We start from the raw sequence: 21,881 nt of genomic DNA on the forward strand, positions 1-21,881 counted from the left end.
GGTATAGGAAATTCTTTTACAAATGAAAGGGTTTGGCATGCTTGACAAAGAGGTTAATCAATTCGAAGCGCCATACACTACCCAAGTTCCGGTTACTGAGGTTGTTCAAGGAGTCGAAATTACCGACCCTTATCGCTGGTTGGAAAATGGGGAGAGCGTAGAAGTACGCGCTTGGACTGAAACTCAGAATACCTATACCCGCTCATGGCTGGAAACCAGACCCGGTTTGTCAGAACTAAAAGCCAGACTAAGCCAACTTTTAAAAGTCGGGTTTGTGTATCCACCCATTCGTAAAGCAAAACGCTATTTCTTCATCTCACGAAGTGGCGCACAGAATCAAGCAGTTCTTTATGTGCGTGAAAATGGCGAGGATAAACCACTAATAGACCCGGCAACCCTCAGTGAAGACGGTACAATAGCCTTAGATTGGTGGCATCCCTCCGAAAATGGTGAACTGGTAGCCTATGGGCTTTCAGAAGGGGGTAGCGAACTAAGCACACTTTATATCCTCGATATTGCAACCGGAAAGAACTTATCCGATAGTATTGCCTTCACCCGCTTTTGCAATCTAGCATGGTTGCCTGATAGCAGCGGGTTTTATTATACCCGTTTTCCTGAGCCGGGAAGTGTTCCAGCGGGAGAAGAGTTTTACAATCTAAAAGTATTTCTTCACAAGTTGGATGATGCAGTTGGACAGGATATATTAATCTTTCAAGATTCAGACCCGCAGGCTGGTCTTGAGCTATTGCTGGCGGACAATGGACGCTATTTACTAGTTACAGTAGCCCACAGTTGGGCTGTAACCGATTTATATTGGGCGGACATACAACAACCTGAACCCGTTTTTAGCAAACTAACCGAAGGTCTTCAATCTCTGAACTTAGTCGAAGAATCAAACGGCTATCTCTATATCCTCACAAACCGAGGTGCGCCCCGCTTTCGGGTTTTCAAAACCTCGGTTGCCACTCCTGCCTTTGAAAACTGGCGCGAGATCATCCCTGAAGGCGAACACCCACTGCAAAACCTCAAGGTAATCGGGCAACAGTTGGTTGGTATATTTCTGCATAACGCTATTTCGCGGATAACTCTTTATGATTTGGAAGGCAAGCCGGAAAAGGATGTCGAATTGCCTGCGCTGGGAACGGTTTACGGACCAATGAACAGCAGCAAAGAAGATGAGTTACTTTTTTCTTTCACCTCTTTTGCCTACCCGATTACCGCTTATAGCTATCATATCGGCAAAGAACAGCTAGAAATTTTCAAAGCGCACCCAAATCCACCCGGTTTTGACCCTTCAAATATTGCAGTAAAACAAGTCTGGTATAACTCTAAAGACGGCACTCCCGTTTCAATGTTCATAGTGCATAAAGCCGACCTCACTGTAAACGAGCAGTGCCCGGTCTGGTTAACCGGCTACGGGGGATTCAATGTCAGCCGCACTCCAGAATACGGTTCCGGTTGGTTGCGACTCTGGCTGGAACAAGGGGGCATTTTTGCGCTGCCAAACCTGCGCGGGGGTGGCGAATACGGCGAAAAGTGGCACGAAGGTGGTATGCTTGGCAACAAACAGAATACTTTTGATGATTTTATCGCTGCGGGTGAGTGGCTAATTGCCAATAATTATACCAACTCGACTAGGTTGGTGATTCAGGGGGGCAGTAATGGCGGGCTTTTGGTAGGGGCAGCTATCACCCAACGCCCAGACTTATTTCAGGTAGCAATTTGCCAAGTGCCTTTGTTGGATATGATCCGCTATCACCTGTTTTTGATTGCGCGTATCTGGATTCCTGAATACGGCAGCAGCGAAGACTCCGAACAATTCCAATGGATGTACGCCTATTCGCCCTACCACCATGTAAAAGATGGTCAAAAATATCCGGCTACGCTGATAACTACGGGTGAAAGTGACGGAAGAGTAGACCCGCTACACGCCCGAAAAATGGCGGCTTTGTTGCAGGCAAAAGCCGATAAAACGCGCCCAATACTAATACGTATAGAAACAAGAGCAGGGCATGGGCAGGGAAAGCCTGTTAGCAAAATGGTTGATGAGCAAGCAGAAATTATGGCTTTTGTACTCTGGCAATTGGGACTAGAGAAGGCAGTTTAACGATACCAGTTCTTGCAACGTGCCATTTCGCTACCTAAAAGCCCAAGAGTTACGGGACCATCCGTTGCCCCGCTTATTATTTCAAGGCGTGCAAACTCAAAATACTGGATTTTCTTTTTGGAATTGCCTTCACTCACTTCAAAAGCGGTGCTTAATGGTTGCCCGATAGCGGGATTAGCTTTCAGATAATTGGCAAAGGAAGTATCCACTCTTGGAGTGCCAGTTCCCACATTCGGCGGGGGTTTGGGTACTGCTTCGCAGTTCTGAACCCCAAGCACATCACTGCCTAGCTTACCCAATTTTACGAGTTTATCATTTGTACTCTGTACCAACCAGCCGCGTTCTAGGAACTGGACATGCCCTATGCCTTCCCAATCAAACTCCTCGCTAATCGGATAGCCAAAACGACCAACACCACCAGAGCTATCATAGAGCTTCAGGAACTCACCACGTAAGTTGTGACGAGTAGCAGCAACAAAGCGTCCACCATCGGCTAGAGTTGTATCAACCGTACCACCGGAAAGAGGGTAGAAATTCAAAGCTTCGGCAGGTAGGGCAAAGCTAGTACTCAAGCCGGCGCTGGAAGTTATAGCTAGGTTGCCTTTGCTAAATAATAGCTGAGTAGGCGCATCTAAAGGCAGGTCTTTACGGAAATTATTCGTATTGGTATCACGCGGAGTTATAACCAGAGTGTATTTCATAGTGAAATCAAGCTTGGAGAAGTCAGCCTGATTCAGTTGGAAACCCAACAATGGGGTATAGCTAAGTTCTCGCCAAACAGAGCGTTGCTCATTTTGAGCCGCCAACCACATTTGTACACTCTCGGGCTTTACGCCTTCAAGCGTTACTAGTACTCGTGATGAACGTGCAATTGTTGCGGTTAGATTAGGGCTAGTGCCTTGAGCAGAGTTTGCTTGAGTTGAGGCAACTTGGGTTGAACTATCTGAGGGTTGGCTCATCCGCGAAACTATGTTAATAGCTACAAATATTACCGCTATAAAAATTACAAGCCCTAATAATGCGGGTATCCAAAAATTTCGGGCAATTTCTATAAAGCGGTTGGGACCTATTGGCTGAGAAAGTGGTCGAGAAGCTACCGGTGGAGGAGGTGCGAATGACCCTGACCGACGCGATTCGCGCATGGCAGCAGATTGAAGCGGATCCACCATGTTTGGAGTGCGAGTTTCACCGGATACTCCGACCAGACGTTCCGGTTTCTGGAAACGCTCATCACTTGAGGCTGCCGCTGCTGCAACATAACCGCTAGGTGCAACAGGGGGTAAGTAAGTATAGCTCCCTTGTTCCGAAGCAGCCGAAGGATTGATTACTGGAACTTTTTGAGTGGCACCGGTTATATTAGATTGGGTATATTGGGCTTCAATGGCTGAAATAGACGGTTTTTCAGGTTTAGGAGGTACAGAATCCGGCAAATCTACCGGGGGCGCACCTCTAGAACCATAAGTATTCTCTTTCCCCATCCTTTCTATTTCACTAAGACGTTGCTGGGCAGCGCTCATGCCTAACGATTGCGCCTTAATAAAATAAGGTTTTGCCTCCGAATATTGCTTTTGCTCTAACAACCATTTCCCATAATCATAGCAAACGCGGGGGAAAGTGGGCTGCCACGGGTTAGGTGAAAGAATCTGATTGAGTTGATCTACTAGATATATATATTCTGCGCCAACTTCCCTGCGCCCGTTATCCCATGCTTTCTGAGCGCGGCTGACCCGATCTTTAAGTCGTCCCATCCCTTCGGTTTCCGGCTTGCCGTCTGGCCCACTTGGAATGACCATGTTTTCCAGCCCATTGGGGACAGGCACAGTACTCTTAAAGCGTAGACCGGTCTGAGCGGATTGGCGGATGCGCTTATCTTGCAGCGACCTGAGTTTGGAATTTGCCAGCGAAACCAGCCTTTTATCACGGGGACGCAACGGCACAATTAATTCGTACCAGCCAATCGCATCATCGTCTTCTGAGTTACGAGCTGCTTCATCGCCCAACTGCATATACACCGAACACAAATCATCCTGTATCGAACCGAATTCCGGGTCACGCGCATAAAGGTTCTGAGCGATTGATAATTTTTGACTTATTGTAAGATCGGTACGTTTAAGCTCAAGATATAACTGATTTATCTCCTGAAGTTGACGTATGCGGTTATCCTGCGGTTGTAATCGTCCTGCAAAATTGGCGTATGTAAGACTTAAATTATAGTTACTTTCGCTACTGGCACGCTTGCTTTCGTTCAGGCAATGATCAAAAATAAGCTGATCATAACGAGTTATGCCTTTTTCCAGCAACGATAGGTAAAATTGCTCTGCTTTTGCCGATTCGCTGTTCTCAATCGCTGAACCAATATAACGCACCAGATAATTGCTGAGAGTTTCGTACAAACCATGGTGATCAGGTTCAAGCAATTCCAGTTCAATTAGCTGGTTTAAGCCTTCTTCCCACTGCCCAAGCGCAAAAGATTGCTGTCCTTGCGACATTATTGTCTCAAGTTGTGGCGCTTTTTCTTCCACTGCGGGCAAATCTACCACTCCAATTGGCTGGTAGGGTATAGCTTTTAAGGGAATTGCGCTTAGCGTAGAGGGTTCTTCAGAAAACTCGACTATATCTTCAACCGAATTGACACGTTCATAGAGATCAAGGGCAGTACGTTCCAAAAGTTTTGCCAAGCCGGGCATTACTACATGCTCGCCAATTCCATCGACCAGAGTCATAGAAACAGTTATATTATCGCGACCACCAACATCCAGCGCAGCCTGTACCAGATTGTGACAAAGGGCATCTAGCTTTTCCTGCCCGGTGCTGGATTTTGCTTCAGGTAGTCCGCTTGCCAGTATTTTCTCGATTTTGTACTCACCCACCATGTCCCATAGACCATCGGTACAGGTCAAAATCAAGTCGCCATCCTGTAGAGTACGGACATTAAAATCAACCAGCAAGGAGTCCTGCAAACCTAGCGCACGGGTGATACTATGCCTACGCCCGTCTTTTTTCAACTCTTCTTCGGTCAAATAGCCTTTACGAACCAAGTTTTCGCCGAATTCTTTAACCCAGCTATGATCTATAGTAATTGGTTCAAAATTAAGATTAGGGCGGACTAGATAGATTCTTGAGTCGCCAATGTGAGCCGTTATTAATTGGTCGCCTAGTATCAAGGCAGAAACGAGGGTGGTTGCCATTCCGGGGCGATCACGCGCCAGTTTAAAAACTTCGAGATTAGCCTTAAGTAAGGCTTTTTCCAAGGCAAACCCAGCTTCAAGTTGCCCACTGCTATATAATCGAGCAAACTCGGCAAGCAAGTTTTCCACCGCTGTTCTGCTTGCGAGCGCACCAGCCGCACCCATGCTCACGCCATCAGCTACTGCTACAAGGCAGCAAGGCAATAAGTTCTTATCCGGATTAGCAGGGATAAAAGTATGACCATGGAAGTCTTGTTGCTCTTTTTTGCGAAGCCCGATATGAGCTTCTTCTATTATCCTGAGCGCGAATTGTGCCAAAATTAAGTTCCCAAATCAGAAAATAACATATAAGTTTGAGGCATTCTACTACATTTTGAGAGGTAATGCATCTTATCATCAATAAGATAAGAGATATTTCCCATAAAATGAACTCAACGATATATAGTTAGAAAAGTATAAATGTTTTGTAGCTCGATTGCTTGACAGAGCAAACTTTAATCGGTTAGCATGCCCACGAGTAAGGCTCGTGAATTTAACGAATAATACCGGAATTGAGAAATTGCATATGTATATTGAAGCAAGCGGTGAAATTGTTGACCATATACCCCCCGACCCCGCTAACATTGCAGTAGTGATTCTAGCTGCCGGTAAAGGCACGCGCATGCGCTCCAAACTCCCCAAGGTATTACACCCGCTGTTGGGAGAACCGATGATCTATCACCTGTTAAGAGCAGTACGCCACACCGGAATCCCCCCTGAGAGAACTGCAATCGTAGTAGGCTATTCGGGTGAAGAAGTAGCAAATGTTGTAAAAAAACAGGGGAATTACCTGATAGTTTATCAAGATGAGCAACTTGGAACAGGGCATGCCGTAAAATGCGCTGAGAATGAGCTAACCAAGCTGGAAAATGCTGACACCACACATGTGCTTGTTTTACTCGGTGATGGACCATTGGTTAAAGCTCATACACTAAATCGCCTAATCCAATCACACCTAACCTCTAATCCTCTTGTCACCCTTGTTACTACAGAAGCTGAAAATCCTTATGGATACGGTCGAATAATTCGCGATGGTAAAGAGCGGTTTTGCCAGATTATTGAAGAAGCCGAATTGTTACCCCAACAACGCAATTTGAAAGAGATTAACCCTAGCCTTTACCTGTTTCAGGGTAAGTGGCTTTGGGAAAATTTAAGACGGCTTGAAAAACACCCGGCTAAAGGCGAATATTACCTCACCGATTTACCCGCGATGGCTTTAAAAACTATTGCGGCTGACGAACTCCATCCGGTGCAAACCATGAAAACCGATTTCGAGGAAGTATTGGGAATCAATGACCGGGTGCAATTAGCTGAGGCTGAAATTATAATGCGCCACAGGGTGTTACGCCAGCATATGCTTAACGGTGTCACTATCGTTGATACCGCTTCGACCTATATCAGCGCTACTGCACGAATCGAAGCCGATACAATACTTGAGCCAAATACGCATATCAGGGGCAAATGTATAATCAAAAAGGGTTGCGTGATTGGTCCAAATACTATTCTTGTAGAAGCAACTATTGGAGAAAATTGCGTAATAAATGCTTCGATGGTAGAAAACTCAACTCTAAAAAATAACGTGAGCATCGGCCCATTTTCCCATGTTAGACCCGGTTGTATGTTGGAAGAGGGGGTTTATATGGGCAATTTCGCAGAAGTAAGCCGCGCTCATATCGGAGCAGACTCTAAGCAAAGCCACTTTAGTTTTATCGGTGATGCTACCCTTGGCAAAAAGGTAAATGTAGGGGCAGGTACAATAACCGCAAATTACGATGGCAAAAACAAAAATAAAACTATAATTGGCGATAATGTTTTTATCGGCAGCGATAGCATTTTACGTGCTCCGCTTACACTTGGCGATGATGCCACAACGGGGGCAGGCTCAATTGTAACAAAAAATGTAGAGCCGGGGGTGACGGTAGTGGGAATGCCGGCGCGACCTATTCGGCGTAAATCAGTAAGTGAAAATACTGAGAATAAGGAGGAGTGAGCTTTGGCAATGGACGGTAGGCTACAGGTATTCAGTGGAAACGGGAATCGGGCGCTAGCTGAAGAAATCGCCCGTGAATTGAATACCACTTTGGGTAGAGCGCTCGTCAGCACATTTAAAAACGATGAAACCCGCATACGTCTCGAAGAAAACGTGCGTGGGGGAGATGTTTTTGTAATCCAGACTCTTTGTGAGCCGGTCGATCATAATATCATCGAGCTTTGCTTTATGATTGACGCGCTCCGACGCAGCAGCGCTGGGCGAATCACTGCCGTAATCCCTTACTATGCTTATGCTCGTCAAGAAAAGAAAACCAGCGGTCGTGAACCGATTAGCGCCAAAGTTGTAGCTAAGTTTATTGAGTCGGCAGGGGTTGACCGGGTTCTGGTAATTGACCTACATGCTCCTGCAATCGAAGGTTTCTTTGAAGTACCGGTAGATCACTTGCGTGCAGGTCCCCTTTTATCAGATTATCTGCGACAGATGGCGCTTAAAGATATGGTCATTGTCTCACCTGATCCGGGTGGTGTGCGCAGAGCCGCCGAATTCCGCAGCAGGCTCAACGCTAGCCTTGCAATTATTGCCAAACAGCGACCCGAAGATGATGTGGTTAACACTATCGATATGGTCGGTGATGTACAAGGAAAAACAGCCGTAATTGTAGATGATATGATCTCAACCGGCGGTACGCTTATTAGCGCAGCAGACATGATAATGGAAAGAGGCGCAAAAGAAGTCTATGCCTGCGCGGTACACGGCTTATTTGCCGGAGATGCCCTTGAACAAATAGGTAAGTCTAGCCTGAAAAGTGTCATAGTTACAAACAGCTATCCGGTCGCACCCAATGCTGAGAAATTGGGTATAAAGGTTCTTTCGGTTGCGCCGATAATCGCCGAAGCGATTACCCGAATCCACAAAGATCTTTCTATTAGTGTGATGTTTAGCAAATAATATATGGGGCTAGATTCGGACGGTAGTAATTTCTTGATAATATTCTTGACAGAGCTACCACCCTGCAAAGAGCAGGAAATAACGCCTGAGCGTTATGTAGTGTTCGGTTTATCATTACTTGGGGTGCTTATTGCGCTAATTTTGCTTGAAGCAAATGCTTACACCAGAGCGGGCATTGCTGCCCTAGCGCGAAAGCAACTGCAAGAATTGGCAGAGCAACATCCCGGTTTGGGGGATATCACCAAAGATTTGCCCCAACTATCAAATGTAATGCGCACTGCCGATATTTTTTGTTATATCATAGCGCCAGCCAGCGCCATTAGCGCCATCCACCAGTTCAATATCTACAACTTCTGGGTTTCGTTAATGGTTTTTGCCCTGATTTGTATTATCTTGCTTTTCACCCGCGCCATTCCGCGCGGTTTTGCCCTACGAACTCCAGAACGTGCTGCAAACCGTTCAATAAAGCTATTGCGCTTTGAAATGTGGTTGTTTGAACCAATCGCTAACTTTATTGTTCGTATAGGCGCAAATATAGTCACAAAAAAACACCCCACTGAAGATAGAATAAAGCTAATGGCGAACATAGGAGATGAGTTCGGGTTTGTGTATCTCACCGAACCGGAGCAACCAACTTCTACGCCGAAGTTTGGCGATCGCACTGCCCACGATATAATGATTACGCGCCTCGATATGGTTGCAGTACCGTTGGATTGCTCACTTGATCGATTACTTGAGATAATCCAAAACAGCGGTTTCAGTCGAGTACCTGTTTACCGCAATAGTATTGATCAAATAGTGGGTATTCTGTATGCCAAAGATTTGTTAGCATGCGTGCGCGATCGCAGCAATTTCAGCCTGATACGGATGCTACGCCCGGCTTACTTTGTGCCTGAATCTAAAAGTGCCGATACGCTTTTTAGCGAATTACAAAACAAGCGCGTGCATATCGCCATTGTAGTAGATGAATATGGCGGAACTGCCGGATTAGTGACAATCGAGGATTTGCTCGAAGAAATTGTGGGCGAAATCCACGATGAATATGACCGAGTTAACGCCGGATATGTGCGCCTGAACCTAGACGAAATAATAGTTGATGCCCGTATGAAGTTGGAGGAAGTAAACCAGTTTTTCCTCACTCGCTGGGAGTCCGAAGCGGTAGATACGATTGGCGGGTTGGTTTACGAAATTCTAGGGCGTGTTCCTGAACCGGGCAATGAAATTATACTTGACCGCAATGGAACCACTAAAGATGTAAACGCCGAATTGGAACCGGGGGACGTTGCTATTATCGTTATGAGTGTCAGCGGGCAACGCTTACGCCAAATAAGACTTATACACAATAACCCAATTGAAGCCAAAACACAGGAAACAAATGAAAGTTTTGATATTTAGCTTCATTTGGCATTTTTGTGGTTTTCAAAAACGCATATCTCTGGATATAGAGGAGTTTCAAAAGTGAAAGTGATAAGACCAGCAGGTGTATGTTTTACTGTGGTTTTTTTGCTATCAATATTGGTTGTACCTGTTCCAGCCTTAGCTGTAACAAACGTGGCGCTCGATCCCGGAGATAGTCTGCCCTTTCCAGTTGCTACCGACCCTACACGCACCTATTTCCCAGATACCGGGCATTATCTAGCGGGTGGCTTCCGCACTTACTGGCAACAGCATGGGGGCTTGGCTCAGTTTGGCTTGCCACTATCGGAAGAATATACCGAAGCAAACCCGGCTGATGGAAAAAATTACACCGTCCAGTATTTTGAGCGAGCGCGTTTCGAGTATCACCCTGAGTTTAAGGGAACACCTTACGAGATAGAATTAGGTTTGTTGGGAGTTCAAACTGTTGTCGGGCGTAAATTCGACCCCACGCCCTATGTGCCTAGCACCCCAAACCATTATTATTTCACCGAAACCCGGCATACCCTTAGCGCTGGATTTAAACGTTATTGGGATAGCCATGGTGGTCTAGCTATTTTTGGATTTCCCATTTCGGAGGAATTTACCGAAGGTGGCTACACCGTACAATATTTTGAGCGCAACCGCTTTGAGTATCATCCCGAATTTAGCGGAACTGAATATGAGGTGTTATTAGGATTGTTGGGTACAGACTCTTTCCGACTAACCGGGCACCACTTGCCCCAAACGTTCGGTGTTCGACCAGATTCTGGCGCAGTAGTGCAGGGACACACTCTCAAGGTGCGGGTGCTAGGAAGTGTGCCTTCTAATGTTACAGCCAGTTTCAATGGTCAGAAACTAACATTCGTTTCTCAGGCGGGGGAACTGGCTGCATATGCGCCTATTGTGAGTAATGCGGCTTTGCGTCCGCAACTACTGCGAACAGAAATTATTGATAACACGGGAGTTGTGCGTCGCTTTGACCAGAATATAGGCGTTCTAGCGGGTCAATTTGAACACCAGACCATACAGCTTGACCCTGCGGTAGAATCTAGTCTAGGCAGCGATGAGGAGCAACAACGCGAACGCGACCGTGATTTCAGCTTCTACAATCAGGTCACTCCTGTAAAGCTCTGGAGCGGACGTTTTAGCTGGCCGCTTACCGGACCAATCACCACGCCCTTTGGTTCTCGCCGCGATTATGTAGGGGGCGGCAGCGAAATTCATGACGCAATTGATTTGGGAGTACCGCAGGGCACGCCGATTAGAGCGCCGCAGCGTGGGATAGTAGTGCTGGCGGAATTTCAAAAAGTGCGGGGCGGAATCGTAATTATAGATCATGGGTTAGGGGTACATAGCGCCTATTTTCACCAGTCGGTTATCGCAGTAAAGGTAGGCGATATGCTAAATCAGGGCGATTTAATCGGAAAAGTTGGCACAACCGGGCTTTCCACCGGAGCGCATTTACATTGGGAAATACGAATTGGCGCTATCGGGGTTGACCCGGAGGAGTGGATTAAGAGAGATTTCTAAATAGCCCTTTGGTACATTAATTATTCAGGAATAGCTAATCTGAGTAACCGCGAACTTATATCGTTTAAAAGATTTTCAGACGATTTTTGAAAATAAAAATGATCGCCTCTAAATAAGCGCATGTTAAATGCACCAACAGTTTGAAGCTGCCAAGGTGTAAGGGCTGATTCCTTTATTTCAGGGTCATCCATTCCACCGTACACCACAACCGGGCAGGCTAATGGTTTTCCGGGTTTATATTGGTAGTTTTCGGTCAGACTAAAATCAGCGCGGAGCATTGGCATAAGCAAATCAATTAACTCTTGGTTCTGGCGCATAGAATCGGGAATGGTATTAAACCGTCTATTAAGCTCAAAGAGAAAAGATTCTTCAGAAAGCCCGGCTATTTTATACTCGTCAAGGGTAATTTGTGGGGCTGGATGGGATGAAACCATTAGCAGCGCAAGCTGACTCTCACCGGATAATTCAAGACTACGCGCCAACTCATAAGCAATTAAGCCCCCCATGCTATGCCCAAACAGAGCAAAAGGATACGGCGTTAAATAGGGCTTTAAGGCTGACCTGAGCGCATAGACTAACTCCGATACATTGTCGATGGGAGTTTCGCTGATTCGTCCTTCCCGACCGGGCAATTGCACCGGTAATAGCTCTACCCATTCCGGCAAACGGTTAGCCCATGTGCGGAAAACCGAAGCGCTACCCCCGGCATAATGGAAGCAAAACAGACGCAGCTTAACTTTCGGGTTAGGTTTGTAATACGCCAGCCAAGGGTTATGCGCTACATTTTCTTGATGTTGGTTCTTGAAGAGCCACATCTATTTACACCTCATACTCGGCTAGCCTTTTTTGCACCTCTTCATCCGGCATTTGTTCAAGCTGAGCCAGCAATAGTTCAAAATCGGCTTCAACAATAGAATTTGCGCCAAGCAAATCTAAGTAAATCGCTAATGAGCTTATAGTGGGATGGTCAAAAATACTGCGTAAGGGTATCTCCATATGGTAATGTTCGCGTAGGTGTGCAATCAGTTGAGTAGCAAGCAGGGAATGTCCCCCTTGTTCAAAGAAATTGTCATTTATTCCCACCTCTTTCAGTCCCAGAATTTCAGCCCAATATTGAGCTATAGCCATCTCTGTCGGTGTAATCGGGGCATTGGGGACTTTATTTTCAGCAACAGATTCAGGCAAGTTGCTAGAAAGCCGCAAGCGGTCTAGTTTACCTCCCGGGGTGCGCGGTAGTGCGCTTATTATGCCAAATGCGCCGGGTATCATATAATCGGGTAGTATTTGTGCTAGATATTTACGCAATTCTTCCGCTTGAACGGTTTTTTCGGCATTCGGTGCAACCCACGCCACCAGGTTTTTCCCGCCGTTATTACCATTTGCTACAATGACCGCACACTCGCGTACCGCCGGGTATCCGGCTAAAACCGCTTCAATCTCTCCCGGTTCTATCCGAAAGCCTCTTATTTTTACCTGTGAGTCTTTACGCCCCAAAAACTCGATTGTACCATCTTGGCGGTATCGGCATAAATCTCCAGTTCGGTAAAGCCGTGAACCTGCCTGCTGACTGAAAGAATTGGGAATAAAGCGTTCGGCGGTTAAAGCGGGGCGGTTTATATAGCCTCGCGCCAGTCCTTCCCCGCCTAGATACAACTCACCCGCCACACCCGGTGGTACAGGTTCTAAGTTTCTATCCAGAATATAACCGCAAGAGTTTGCAATCGGTTTCCCAATAGGAGGTTTTTTTGAATCGTCAGCAGGAATTAAGGCAAAGGTTGAGTAGGTAGTATCTTCGGTAGGTCCGTAAAGGTTATAGACTTTCTGAATACTATTATTTGAATAGAGTTGTTGTACTAGTGCTGCCGATAAAGGCTCGCCCGCTAAATTTACGGTTCTTACCGATTCGGGTAACTTTCCTAGCCTCAATAATTCTTTTAGCACTGAAGGAACTGTATTTACCAGCGTTATGGTATTGGCAGTAGCCTCCTCAATTTCAGCCAGAGATAGAGCATTTTCTACCAAAACAACCGTACCGCCTGTAATTAAAGGCAAGAAAAGCTCAAATACAGAAAGGTCAAAAGATAGGGAAGTGGAAGCCAAAAGCCCCTTTAGTTGCAAATCATCATATATTCGGGAAGCCCAATCCAGCAAGGCTATGGCGTTCCGATGCGTAATAGCCACACCCTTTGGTACTCCGGTTGAACCAGAGGTATAAAGTACGTAAGCTAGATTTTGTGAAGATACTTTTGAAGTGAGCGGAGGAATATCTTCCAATTCCACATCTGCAAGAACATTTCCAAGCTCAAGCACAAGGACAGAGGATGGAATAACGCATGTTGGTTGTCCTAACAACACCTCAACCCCACAATCCTCTATCATAAATGCTAAACGGTCTGCCGGATAATGCGGGTCGAGTGGTACATAAGCCACACCCGCTTTTAAAATTCCTAACAACGCCGCTACCATCAGTGGAGTGCGTTCCAGAGACACACCTACTCGCGATTCAGTTTTGACCCCGACTTGCCGCAACATTTGCGCTATCCGGTTTGCCTGTTGGTTCAACGTTTTATAGCTGATCGTTTGGTTATTGAAAAGAATAGCGGGGCTGTTTGGGGTTTTAGTCGCTTGCACTTCAAAGCACTGATGAATACAAGTGTCAACGGGAAAAGGTTGAAGGGTTGCATTCCAATCTTCTAAAATAATCCGGCGCATTTCGGGAGGGAACATAGCAAGTCGTGAAATCGGCTTATCAGGGTTAGCACAGATTTCTTTTAGAAGACACGAGAAATGTTTTAGCATGCTTTCAAGATTGGCTTTATCAAACAACCCTGAACGGCTAATCAGGTTAGCCCGAAGCCTTCCCGCAACCTCGCCCATTTCCAAAGTCAGTTCAAGCTGAGCGGGCTTATAACCTACATCGAGCGTCTCTAACACAAGGCTATTGCTGTGTAATTTAACCCCTTCCAAATTCAACGCCATTGCGGTTAAGAAATCGCCGTCCTTGCCTCGAATTTTTTGCCAAGAAAACATTGCCTGAAATAGCGAAACTTTCGCGCCTAACCGTTCCGGTTGCAGCTTTTCCACCAACAAGGGGAAAGGATATTCGCGATGACTGAAAGCGCCTTGCGCCTGTTCTTTCACTTTTTCAAGCACGTTTAAGAAAGTATCACTACAGGATAGATAGGTACGCAAGGGCAAGGTGTTTACCAAATAACCAATCGTGTTGCGGTAAGCCCGCATATTACGGCTGGTAAAGGGGACAGCCACTACACAATCATTTTGCTCAAAATAGCGAAACAAAAGGATGTTATATGCCGCTAATACCGTTTGAAATAGAGTGGTGTTATTTCTCCGACTCAGGTTTTTCAAGCTAGCGCTCAAAACTTCATCCAGCCAGAACGAGCAGTTAATACTGTTATCTGGTGAGCCACTCTCTTTTCGTATAAAATTTAGCGAAGGCAACTCACCTTCAAGCTGATTTTGCCAGTATTCCCATAATTTATCCCCATCTGCACCTTGCAGTAAATTATTTTGCCAATCGGTAAAAGCTGCATAGTCGGCAGAAGTTTTTTTACTGCTTAAAGCCTGCCCCAAAGATAACCCCTCATATAGCGCCCACAGTTCCCGAAACAAAAGCTCGAGTGAATGGAAATCTGAAACGATATGGTGCAGCACAAATAAAAAGATATGTTCTTCTGGATTGCTGGAGAATAATAGGCAACGCACCGGAACGCCTTGAGTTAGTAGGAACGGGCGTATCGCTTCTACCCTGAGCCTTTCCTGAATCGCAAACTGACTCCAACCCGTAGTGGCTATTTGCTGAAAAATCGATTCATGCCAGCCTGTATAGCGCATTGAAGGCTTACCATGATTCTCGCCGAAAACAGCCGTTAAAATCGGGTAACGTTCGGTCAAGATATTCAAAGCCTTATAGAGAGTATTAACATCTAATAGACCATGAATCCGAAAAGCCCGCGCGATATTATAATCAGCGCTTTCCGGCTCTAACTGATGTAGAAACAGGAGAGATTTCTGCCCATACGAAAGAGGAAAATAGACGGTATCAGCCTTGCCTGTGACAGGAATGACACCGCCGGAGTTATTGGTTTCATCCGAAATAGTTGTCATAAAAGATATGGCTGTTAACGCAATAACCGCAACCGCTCTACCAGATTATTTATAGCGGCAAGGCTGCTGAAGTTCTCGGCAATAAATTCATCATTAGGCACCTTTACCCCCGAATTATCCTCAAGAAAGGATACCAATCGTACAACCCCAATAGAATCCATCAAACCGCTTTCCAGTAGTTCGGTATCATCTTCCAGTAATATTTCCCCTGAATCACCCAGTATCTCGGTAAGAATATAACGCTTGAGGGTTTCTTTCAGGTCGCCGTTTTGCGGATGGCTTTGTTCGCTTATGCCCTGCTGTGCTGAAATTTGAAGGTCTTTCCGGCTCATTTTTCCGCTTCCGGTGCGCGGGAAATCGTCAACCACCCTAACTTTTTCAGGTACGGCATAGGTTGGCAAGGTGCGAGAAACATGCACCCTTAGCTCAGAAGAGGTTGGCTGGGTGTGCGGTTTGGGGATGATTGCCGCTTCTACCCAAGCGGTATCATCATCGGTGGAAACGGTGAAAGCGGCGGCTTCCTGCACCTGACTATGAGTAAGTAGCACCTGCTCTACCTCATCCAGATCGACCAGATTACCTCGCACTTTTACGCGCCTATCACCTCGCCCGATTATATAGTAATTGCCGTCCGGCATTTGTTGTACCAAATCCCCGGTATGGTAGCAAAGCGCTTCAAGTTCCGGTGAGAAACGGTGCCTTACCAAAGCTTTAGCATTGCGTTCGGGCAAATGCCAGTAACCCTCCATCAAACTGGGACCGCGTATGACCAGTTCGCCCGATTCACCTGCTTTCACCCGCTCACCCTGTGGGTTAACTGCCATAACATCAACATGTGAGCAACCCTTACCGATAGGTATTAGCTCTTCATAATCGTCCGGTAGCGCCGGAACATCCCAGTGAAGCGCAATATGAGTCTCGGTGGTGCCGTACATATTGCAATAGCGCGGGTGCGGTACAAGTGACATCAGATGTTTAAGGTGTTTGGTAGGAAACCTTTCACCAGCAAACAAAATCCAGCGCAATGATTCGAGTTTTTGTGCATCAAGGTTGCCACGTTGCGCTAATTGCATTAGCACAGAAGGAACCGAACACCATACTGAAATTTGCTCCCGTCCGGCAAGTTCAGCCAAATCAGACGGGAAACGTACAGTTTGCTCAGGCACTACCACCAACGTGCCGCCAACGCTAATACTGGCGTACATTTCCAGCCAAGATAGGTCAAAGTGGTGGGATGTTACATTGCTAAAGCGGTCTTCGGGAGTAAAGCCGAATTTTTCTAAAGCCCACTCCACATTACTCAACATACTGCGATGAGCATGCGCCGCGCCCTTGGGATTCCCGGTTGTACCCGAAGTATAGAAAATCAAACAAAGGTCTTGTTCATTTACCGAAACATCGGGCGCTGTAAGTACGCCTGATGTATGAATTTGTTGCCAACTGATGGTTTCAGCTTTCAGGTTAGCTACGTCCGACAGACCTATGATAAGCTTTATCCCATCGTATTCTGCCAGCATTTGCTGTACCAGTGGGGCTTTAGAATCCTCGGTTATCAGGTAATGTATATCGCAATCTCGCAGAATAGCGGCTAGGCGCGCAGGAGGAGCGAAAGAGTCGAAAGGTACATATACGCCGCCTGCCTGCATAGCGCCATAGATAGAAGCGAGGCTATCAAAACTCCGATTCATGAAAACTGCCACCCGCTCTTGGCGTTTCAGACCGTTTTCAAACAAAATGCGGGCAATTGTGCCGGTGCGACCTACCATTTCACTATAGGACAGGCTTTGTCCGTTAAAGCGGAGCGCTTCTCTATCGGGCGAACGATTAGCCGATTGTAACAGGGCATGATTGAGGGAGAAAGCCATTATTTACTCCTTATGCTCATTTACTCCGGTTCGAAGGTTTCAAGGGAAGGCATAGCTTTATAATGCAAGCTGTAGCCTCTGGTTGAAATATAGGTTAGCGCGGCGGTCAGGGCATCAATATCTTCATGAGTATTGTGGATTCCCAAACTGGCGCGCACAATGCCGTAAGAGGCTAATCGGTCACCCCCCTTTATCTTTTCTTCTCGTTCGCTTTGCTCGGCTTCGGAAATGTTAAACCAACGTCTTACCAACCGATGATTACAAATTGTACCTGAGCGTACCTCGATACCGTGCTCATGCTCAAGAATAGCAGCTACCAAAGAATGGTGAAGTTCTGGCAGATTAAAGGGAAAAGTACCGATTCGATTTTCTGATTTATATAATTCCGCCGGGATGTGCATTTTGAGACCGGGAACTTGTGCCAGCATAACCGCGGCATAGTTTACCAATTCTTTCTCATGCCTAATCACATTATCCCAACCAGTATCCATAAGAACTTGGCAAGATGCGCCAAGCGCGACAATGCCGGTAGCATTCCATGTTCCGGTCTGGTGTCTTTCCGAAGGTGGCGCCCAAATAATGTCCCGGTTACTTATCATATCAATCGAGCCGCCACCGGGATCGGGTGGGGTAGTATCCAGCAAATGGCGAGGCAGCGCCAGCACCCCGATTCCAAAAGGTGCATAAACTTTGTGGGCTGAAAAAGCTAACGCATCTATCCCATCCTCTAGCATGTCAATGGGACGGTGGGGAGCTAGTTGGGCAGCATCTACAAAAAATAAAGCGCCGCAGCTATGCGCCAACGCGCTCATTCGGCGCAAATCAGGGATGTAGCCAGTCTGATTAGACGCGCCGCTTACCGAAATCAGCTTCAGCCGCTTGCCGTAGCGTTGCACCTTCTGTTCCAAATCGGCATAATCCAACGCCCCGTTATTAAAAGCGTTTATCTCAATCACTTCTGCGCTAGTGTTATAACGCCAAGGTAAATTATTAGAGGTATGTTCGATTTCGGACGTAAAGATAACCGAATCGCTTTCCAACTTTAGCAAACGTGCCAGCATGTTTATAGCAGAACTGGTATTTTGGGTGAACAGTAGCGCTTGATCGGGCTGGCAATTTACAAAAGTGCGAATACGCGCAATGGCTTCTTCTACCTTGTCGCAAGTAATACGAGCGCGGGGACCTGCCCCTCGATGTAAAGCGCCATAAGTTTCTAGAAAGCTATTAACCGCCTCAAGGGTTTTTTGGAAAGGTGGGGTAGTGGCAGCATTATTGAGTTGAATAACCCTTGCTTGTTTCCCATTATGTAAAGTTGTATAAAGTTGCGAGCCGACTACTTGTGGCAAAACTGAGTCTATCGAAGGAGGGATAGTGCCATGATTCATCTTACTACTCCACAATTAATCTAAATGCGTTTGGGCAAAACTTTTTGCTTATGCAAAAATGAGGTGAAAATTACTACTAATAAGTGATTATAACCGGATGAAATGAATTTGACCATAGTAAATACTTTTTGACAACTTATTACCGGAAAGAAGAGTACAGTTGCAGTAGTTTCTTTTTTATGGCACTATGAAGCTGAAGGTTAGCATTCATTTTTCTGTTAGCCTTTTCTTCCTTATTCTCCCCTTTAAATTCTGTACGGTAAGAAGTGCAATTATTAAATTATATAATTACGATTGAGAGGTTCTACATTTAAGTGAGCGATAATATACAAAATAAAATAGGGATGGTGATAGTAGCTCATCCTGACGATGCAGAATTTGGTTGTGCGGGTTCAGTGACAAAATGGATTCGCGAAGGTTGGGAATTTTACTACGTTATCTGTTCGGACGGCTCCGGTGGCGGTTCGGACGATGCTCGAAAGGTTGGGGAAGCGGAACGACGCGAAATTTCTGAAATTCGTAAAAAAGAACAACGAGAAGCCTGCCGAGTCGTAGGGGTAAAAGAGGTGTTCTTTTTAGATTACCCAGACGGCAGAATTGAACCGAACCTCGATTTGAGGCGCGATATAGTACGCATGTTGCGCCGTTTCCAACCTGCCAGAGTTGTTATCCAATCACCAGAGCGCAACTGGACACCTAATTATCCGGTAGCGCGCCACCATCCCGATCATCTTGCTACCGGAGAAGCAGCAATCCGAGCGATTTATCCTGCCAGCCAAAACCCATGGGATTTCCCCGAACTACTCGAAGAAGGGCTGGAGCCTCACAAGGTGAAAGAAATATTTTTTATGGGCGCACCTACCCAGAACTTTATGGTTGATATCACAGAAACTATCGAAAATAAGATGGAGGCGCTTAAAGCGCACGCCAGCCAGCTTCCAGATTTTGCCTCGATTGAAGAACGAATTAGAGGTTGGGCTACCAGTACCGGCAAAAAATATGAAGTATCCTATGCTGAGGAGTTTCACCGTACCGAAAATTGAGTAGGGGAGGTATTACAATGAAGTATGAAATGGTAGAACTGACTTATGCAGGAGATTACGCCACCATTACCATGAACTCGCCTGAGCGCCGCAATGCGCTTTCTATGCAACATATGCTTGAATTGACGGCGGCTTTCAATGAAGCAGGCGATAGCAAGGTGCGGGGGGTATATCTCGCAGCGAATGGACCTGCTTTTAGCGCAGGGCATGATTTCCGAGATATGGCAGGTCAAGACCTTGTTTTTATGCGTAAAATGATGAAAACCTGCGTTACCCTAATGGATACAATCCAAGCTATTCCCCAACCTGTACTGGCGCGAGTGCATGCCCTAGCTACCGCTGCCGGTTGTCAGTTGGTTGCTTCGTGCGATTTGGCAGTTGCAGCGGACACTGTGGGCTTTGCAACACCGGGCGGTAAGGGTGGGTGGTTCTGTTTTACCCCGATGGTAGCATTAAGCCGTCAGATTGGGCGCAAGCGTGCCGCCGAAATGCTCTTCACCGGGGATGTAATTGACGCTAAAACCGCTTACGAATGGGGCTTGATTAATCGGGTTGTAACTGCCGATAAGTTGCTGGAGGAATCTGAAAAGCTGATGCTGGCAGCTACTCGTGGCAGTTTCTGGTCAAAAGCTATCGGTAAACAGGCATTTTACGCTCAAATTGATCTAGAGCAACCTAAAGCCTATTCCTACAGTATGGAAGTTATGGCGGCAACCTCACAAACACCGGACGCACAAGAAGGTATGCGCGCCTTCCTTGAAAAGCGCAAACCCAATTTCCAGCGTTAAGCTAAAACTCCAAAACATCGGGTCTCTCATAAGGTGAGACCTGATGCTGTTTATTGTAACTACTTAGTCTTATCTTTTCATTATTGCTGTAAACCTAATTTGGGAGGTATTCACTTGGTAACATGCACAAGATGTGGTAAAGAAGCAGGTATGTTGGGTTCAATAGCTTTCAATAAACAAACTAATCGGTGTGGGAAATGTGATAGCGATATAAACAATTTACTGAAACAATTCAGAACACATTTTATCAATGCATGCTCTGATGGCATAATAACTCAAGAGGAATGGTATGCAATTACTTCCCCTTTAGCCTCACAAGGGTTAAGTATCAATGAAGCCCTAAATTATGTACGCGGGGATGCGCTTCATTTTCTGGAACGCAGTTTAGCATTTGCCTCAGCAGATGGCTATATTACAGATGTAGAAGAATTGCATATCTTGCAATTGAAAGAATTTCTACAAATACCTGATGTTATAGCTCATAATATTTTGCAGCGACTCTCATATCTAAAGACATTGACGTGTATCAGAATGGGACAGTTACCCTCAATTATACCCTCAATTCATTTAGATGCAGGAGAAATTTGTCATTTGGAAGTACCCGCCATCTATTACAAAGTTAATGTCAGAACTATCACTCAGATACCGGGACGATTAGTTGCCACTGACAAGAAGCTTCTTTTCCTGTCTGCTTCTGGAGGTAGCGAAACTCTATGGAAAAGTGTTTTGAGGGTAGACTTACAGCTACCAAATATTTACCTAGAACTTTCAAAAAAGAGTAGCAATGGTTCTTATTATGTGCAAGACCCAGTATATGTCGAGGCTGTTTTAAGCACATTAATTAAATTGAATAAGCGACAATTTCTTATTCCTTCCAACGGTATAGAAAATAGACGAATACCGCAGGAGGTAAAAGTTGCTGTTTGGAATCGAGATCAGGGTAAATGTGTAGAATGTGGGGCTACGGAATACCTAGAGTATGACCATATCATACCTTTCAGCAAGGGTGGAGCAAGTTCGGTCAATAATGTACAATTATTATGCCGCAAATGCAATTTAAAAAAGAGCGACAAAATCTAGTTCCAGAGTATCCGATAACTCCTAGCTTACAAAATATCTAATGTATTATCCGAACCAGTGGTATGTTCACTATCGAAATATTTAAACCATTCTTTCCCAAAGCCAGTTATGAGGAGTTGCATAACCTTAGCCGTTTAAAGGATGCTGTCTTCAGAGAAAAAACTGAAAAGGTCGGGATTCCATTTCTACCCGGGGTAGCACGTTTATTACAGAAACTGAAAGAAGCAGGCTTTAAACAAGGGATAGCCACAGGCTCACCCGCTAAAAACCTAGAACTGGTATTTAACAGCAACCCGGGCAGTCGAAACTATTTTTCAGGAACAGTGGTAGTAAATGTAGCCTTGGTAAAGATGACAGAATCTAAACTGCTAGAGCCGATTTTGTATTAG

At 45.8% G+C, this 21,881-nt stretch carries 14 protein-coding genes; 9 read left to right on the forward strand and 5 right to left on the reverse strand.

All coding sequences use genetic code 11. The annotated features are described in order from the left end of the window. The first annotated feature begins 22 nt into the window (after positions 1–22). Entirely contained in the window at positions 23–2,107 is a 2,085-nt protein-coding gene (locus OZ401_RS16340; protein ID WP_341471510.1) for a prolyl oligopeptidase family serine peptidase, read from the forward strand. On the opposite strand, the gene OZ401_RS16345 is transcribed toward OZ401_RS16340, so the two are convergent. Continuing rightward, a complete protein-coding gene (locus tag OZ401_RS16345; protein ID WP_341471511.1) occupies positions 2,104–5,613 on the reverse strand; it encodes a PP2C family protein-serine/threonine phosphatase in 3,510 nt (1,169 codons plus the stop codon). The two genes, OZ401_RS16340 and OZ401_RS16345, sit on opposite strands and share 4 nt — an antisense overlap. 208 nt (positions 5,614–5,821) lie before the next feature. Here OZ401_RS16345 and glmU point away from each other — a divergent pair, with 208 nt between their 5' ends. The 4 genes from glmU (at position 5,822) to OZ401_RS16365 (ending at position 11,203) form a co-directional block, all read left to right on the forward strand. Beyond that, a complete protein-coding gene (gene glmU / locus OZ401_RS16350) occupies positions 5,822–7,324 on the forward strand; it encodes a bifunctional UDP-N-acetylglucosamine diphosphorylase/glucosamine-1-phosphate N-acetyltransferase GlmU (RefSeq protein WP_341471512.1) in 1,503 nt (500 codons plus the stop codon). A gap of 9 nt (positions 7,325–7,333) precedes the next feature. Next, on the forward strand, positions 7,334–8,275 hold the full coding sequence (locus tag OZ401_RS16355) for a ribose-phosphate diphosphokinase (RefSeq protein WP_341471833.1): 942 nt from the start codon (positions 7,334–7,336) through the stop codon (positions 8,273–8,275). A gap of 3 nt (positions 8,276–8,278) precedes the next feature. Beyond that, positions 8,279–9,670 (forward strand): hemolysin family protein, encoded by a 1,392-nt coding sequence (locus tag OZ401_RS16360; protein WP_341471513.1) that lies wholly within the window; start codon positions 8,279–8,281, stop codon positions 9,668–9,670. A 63-nt stretch (positions 9,671–9,733) separates the two neighbouring features. Beyond that, positions 9,734–11,203: a M23 family metallopeptidase gene (locus OZ401_RS16365; protein ID WP_341471514.1), complete on the forward strand. Its 1,470-nt coding sequence runs from the start codon at positions 9,734–9,736 to the stop codon at positions 11,201–11,203. A 20-nt stretch (positions 11,204–11,223) separates the two neighbouring features. On the opposite strand, the gene OZ401_RS16370 is transcribed toward OZ401_RS16365, so the two are convergent. The 4 genes from OZ401_RS16370 to OZ401_RS16385 are packed head-to-tail and all read right to left on the reverse strand — an operon-like array spanning position 11,224 to position 18,581. After that, complete coding sequence (locus OZ401_RS16370) at positions 11,224–12,018, reverse strand: thioesterase II family protein (RefSeq protein ID WP_341471515.1); 795 nt, start codon at positions 12,016–12,018, stop codon at positions 11,224–11,226. A gap of 4 nt (positions 12,019–12,022) precedes the next feature. Further along, positions 12,023–15,331, reverse strand: coding sequence for a non-ribosomal peptide synthetase (locus tag OZ401_RS16375; protein ID WP_341471516.1), 3,309 nt, complete (start codon positions 15,329–15,331; stop codon positions 12,023–12,025). Positions 15,332–15,345: 14 nt separating this feature from the next. After that, on the reverse strand, positions 15,346–17,196 hold the full coding sequence (locus tag OZ401_RS16380) for a non-ribosomal peptide synthetase (RefSeq protein ID WP_341471517.1): 1,851 nt from the start codon (positions 17,194–17,196) through the stop codon (positions 15,346–15,348). 20 nt (positions 17,197–17,216) lie between these two features. Beyond that, positions 17,217–18,581 (reverse strand): aminotransferase class V-fold PLP-dependent enzyme, encoded by a 1,365-nt coding sequence (locus tag OZ401_RS16385; protein WP_341471518.1) that lies wholly within the window; start codon positions 18,579–18,581, stop codon positions 17,217–17,219. 314 nt (positions 18,582–18,895) lie between these two features. Between OZ401_RS16385 and OZ401_RS16390 the strand changes: the two genes are divergently transcribed. The 4 genes from OZ401_RS16390 to OZ401_RS16405 all read left to right on the forward strand — a co-directional run bounded on the left by OZ401_RS16390 (position 18,896) and on the right by OZ401_RS16405 (position 21,881). Beyond that, the gene (locus OZ401_RS16390; protein ID WP_341471519.1) at positions 18,896–19,624 is read left to right on the forward strand and encodes a PIG-L deacetylase family protein; all 729 of its coding nucleotides are present in this window, start codon (positions 18,896–18,898) and stop codon (positions 19,622–19,624) included. Positions 19,625–19,641: 17 nt separating this feature from the next. Further along, positions 19,642–20,412, forward strand: a complete 771-nt coding sequence (locus OZ401_RS16395; RefSeq protein WP_341471520.1) for an enoyl-CoA hydratase-related protein — start codon at positions 19,642–19,644, stop codon at positions 20,410–20,412. A gap of 114 nt (positions 20,413–20,526) precedes the next feature. After that, on the forward strand, positions 20,527–21,492 hold the full coding sequence (locus tag OZ401_RS16400) for an HNH endonuclease (protein WP_341471521.1): 966 nt from the start codon (positions 20,527–20,529) through the stop codon (positions 21,490–21,492). A gap of 62 nt (positions 21,493–21,554) precedes the next feature. Next, complete coding sequence (locus tag OZ401_RS16405) at positions 21,555–21,881, forward strand: HAD family hydrolase (RefSeq protein ID WP_341471522.1); 327 nt, start codon at positions 21,555–21,557, stop codon at positions 21,879–21,881.

Origin of the sequence: Candidatus Chlorohelix allophototropha (assembly GCF_030389965.1) — a bacterium.
In the GTDB taxonomy this organism is placed as follows: Bacteria; Chloroflexota; Chloroflexia; order Chloroheliales; family Chloroheliaceae; genus Chlorohelix; species Chlorohelix allophototropha.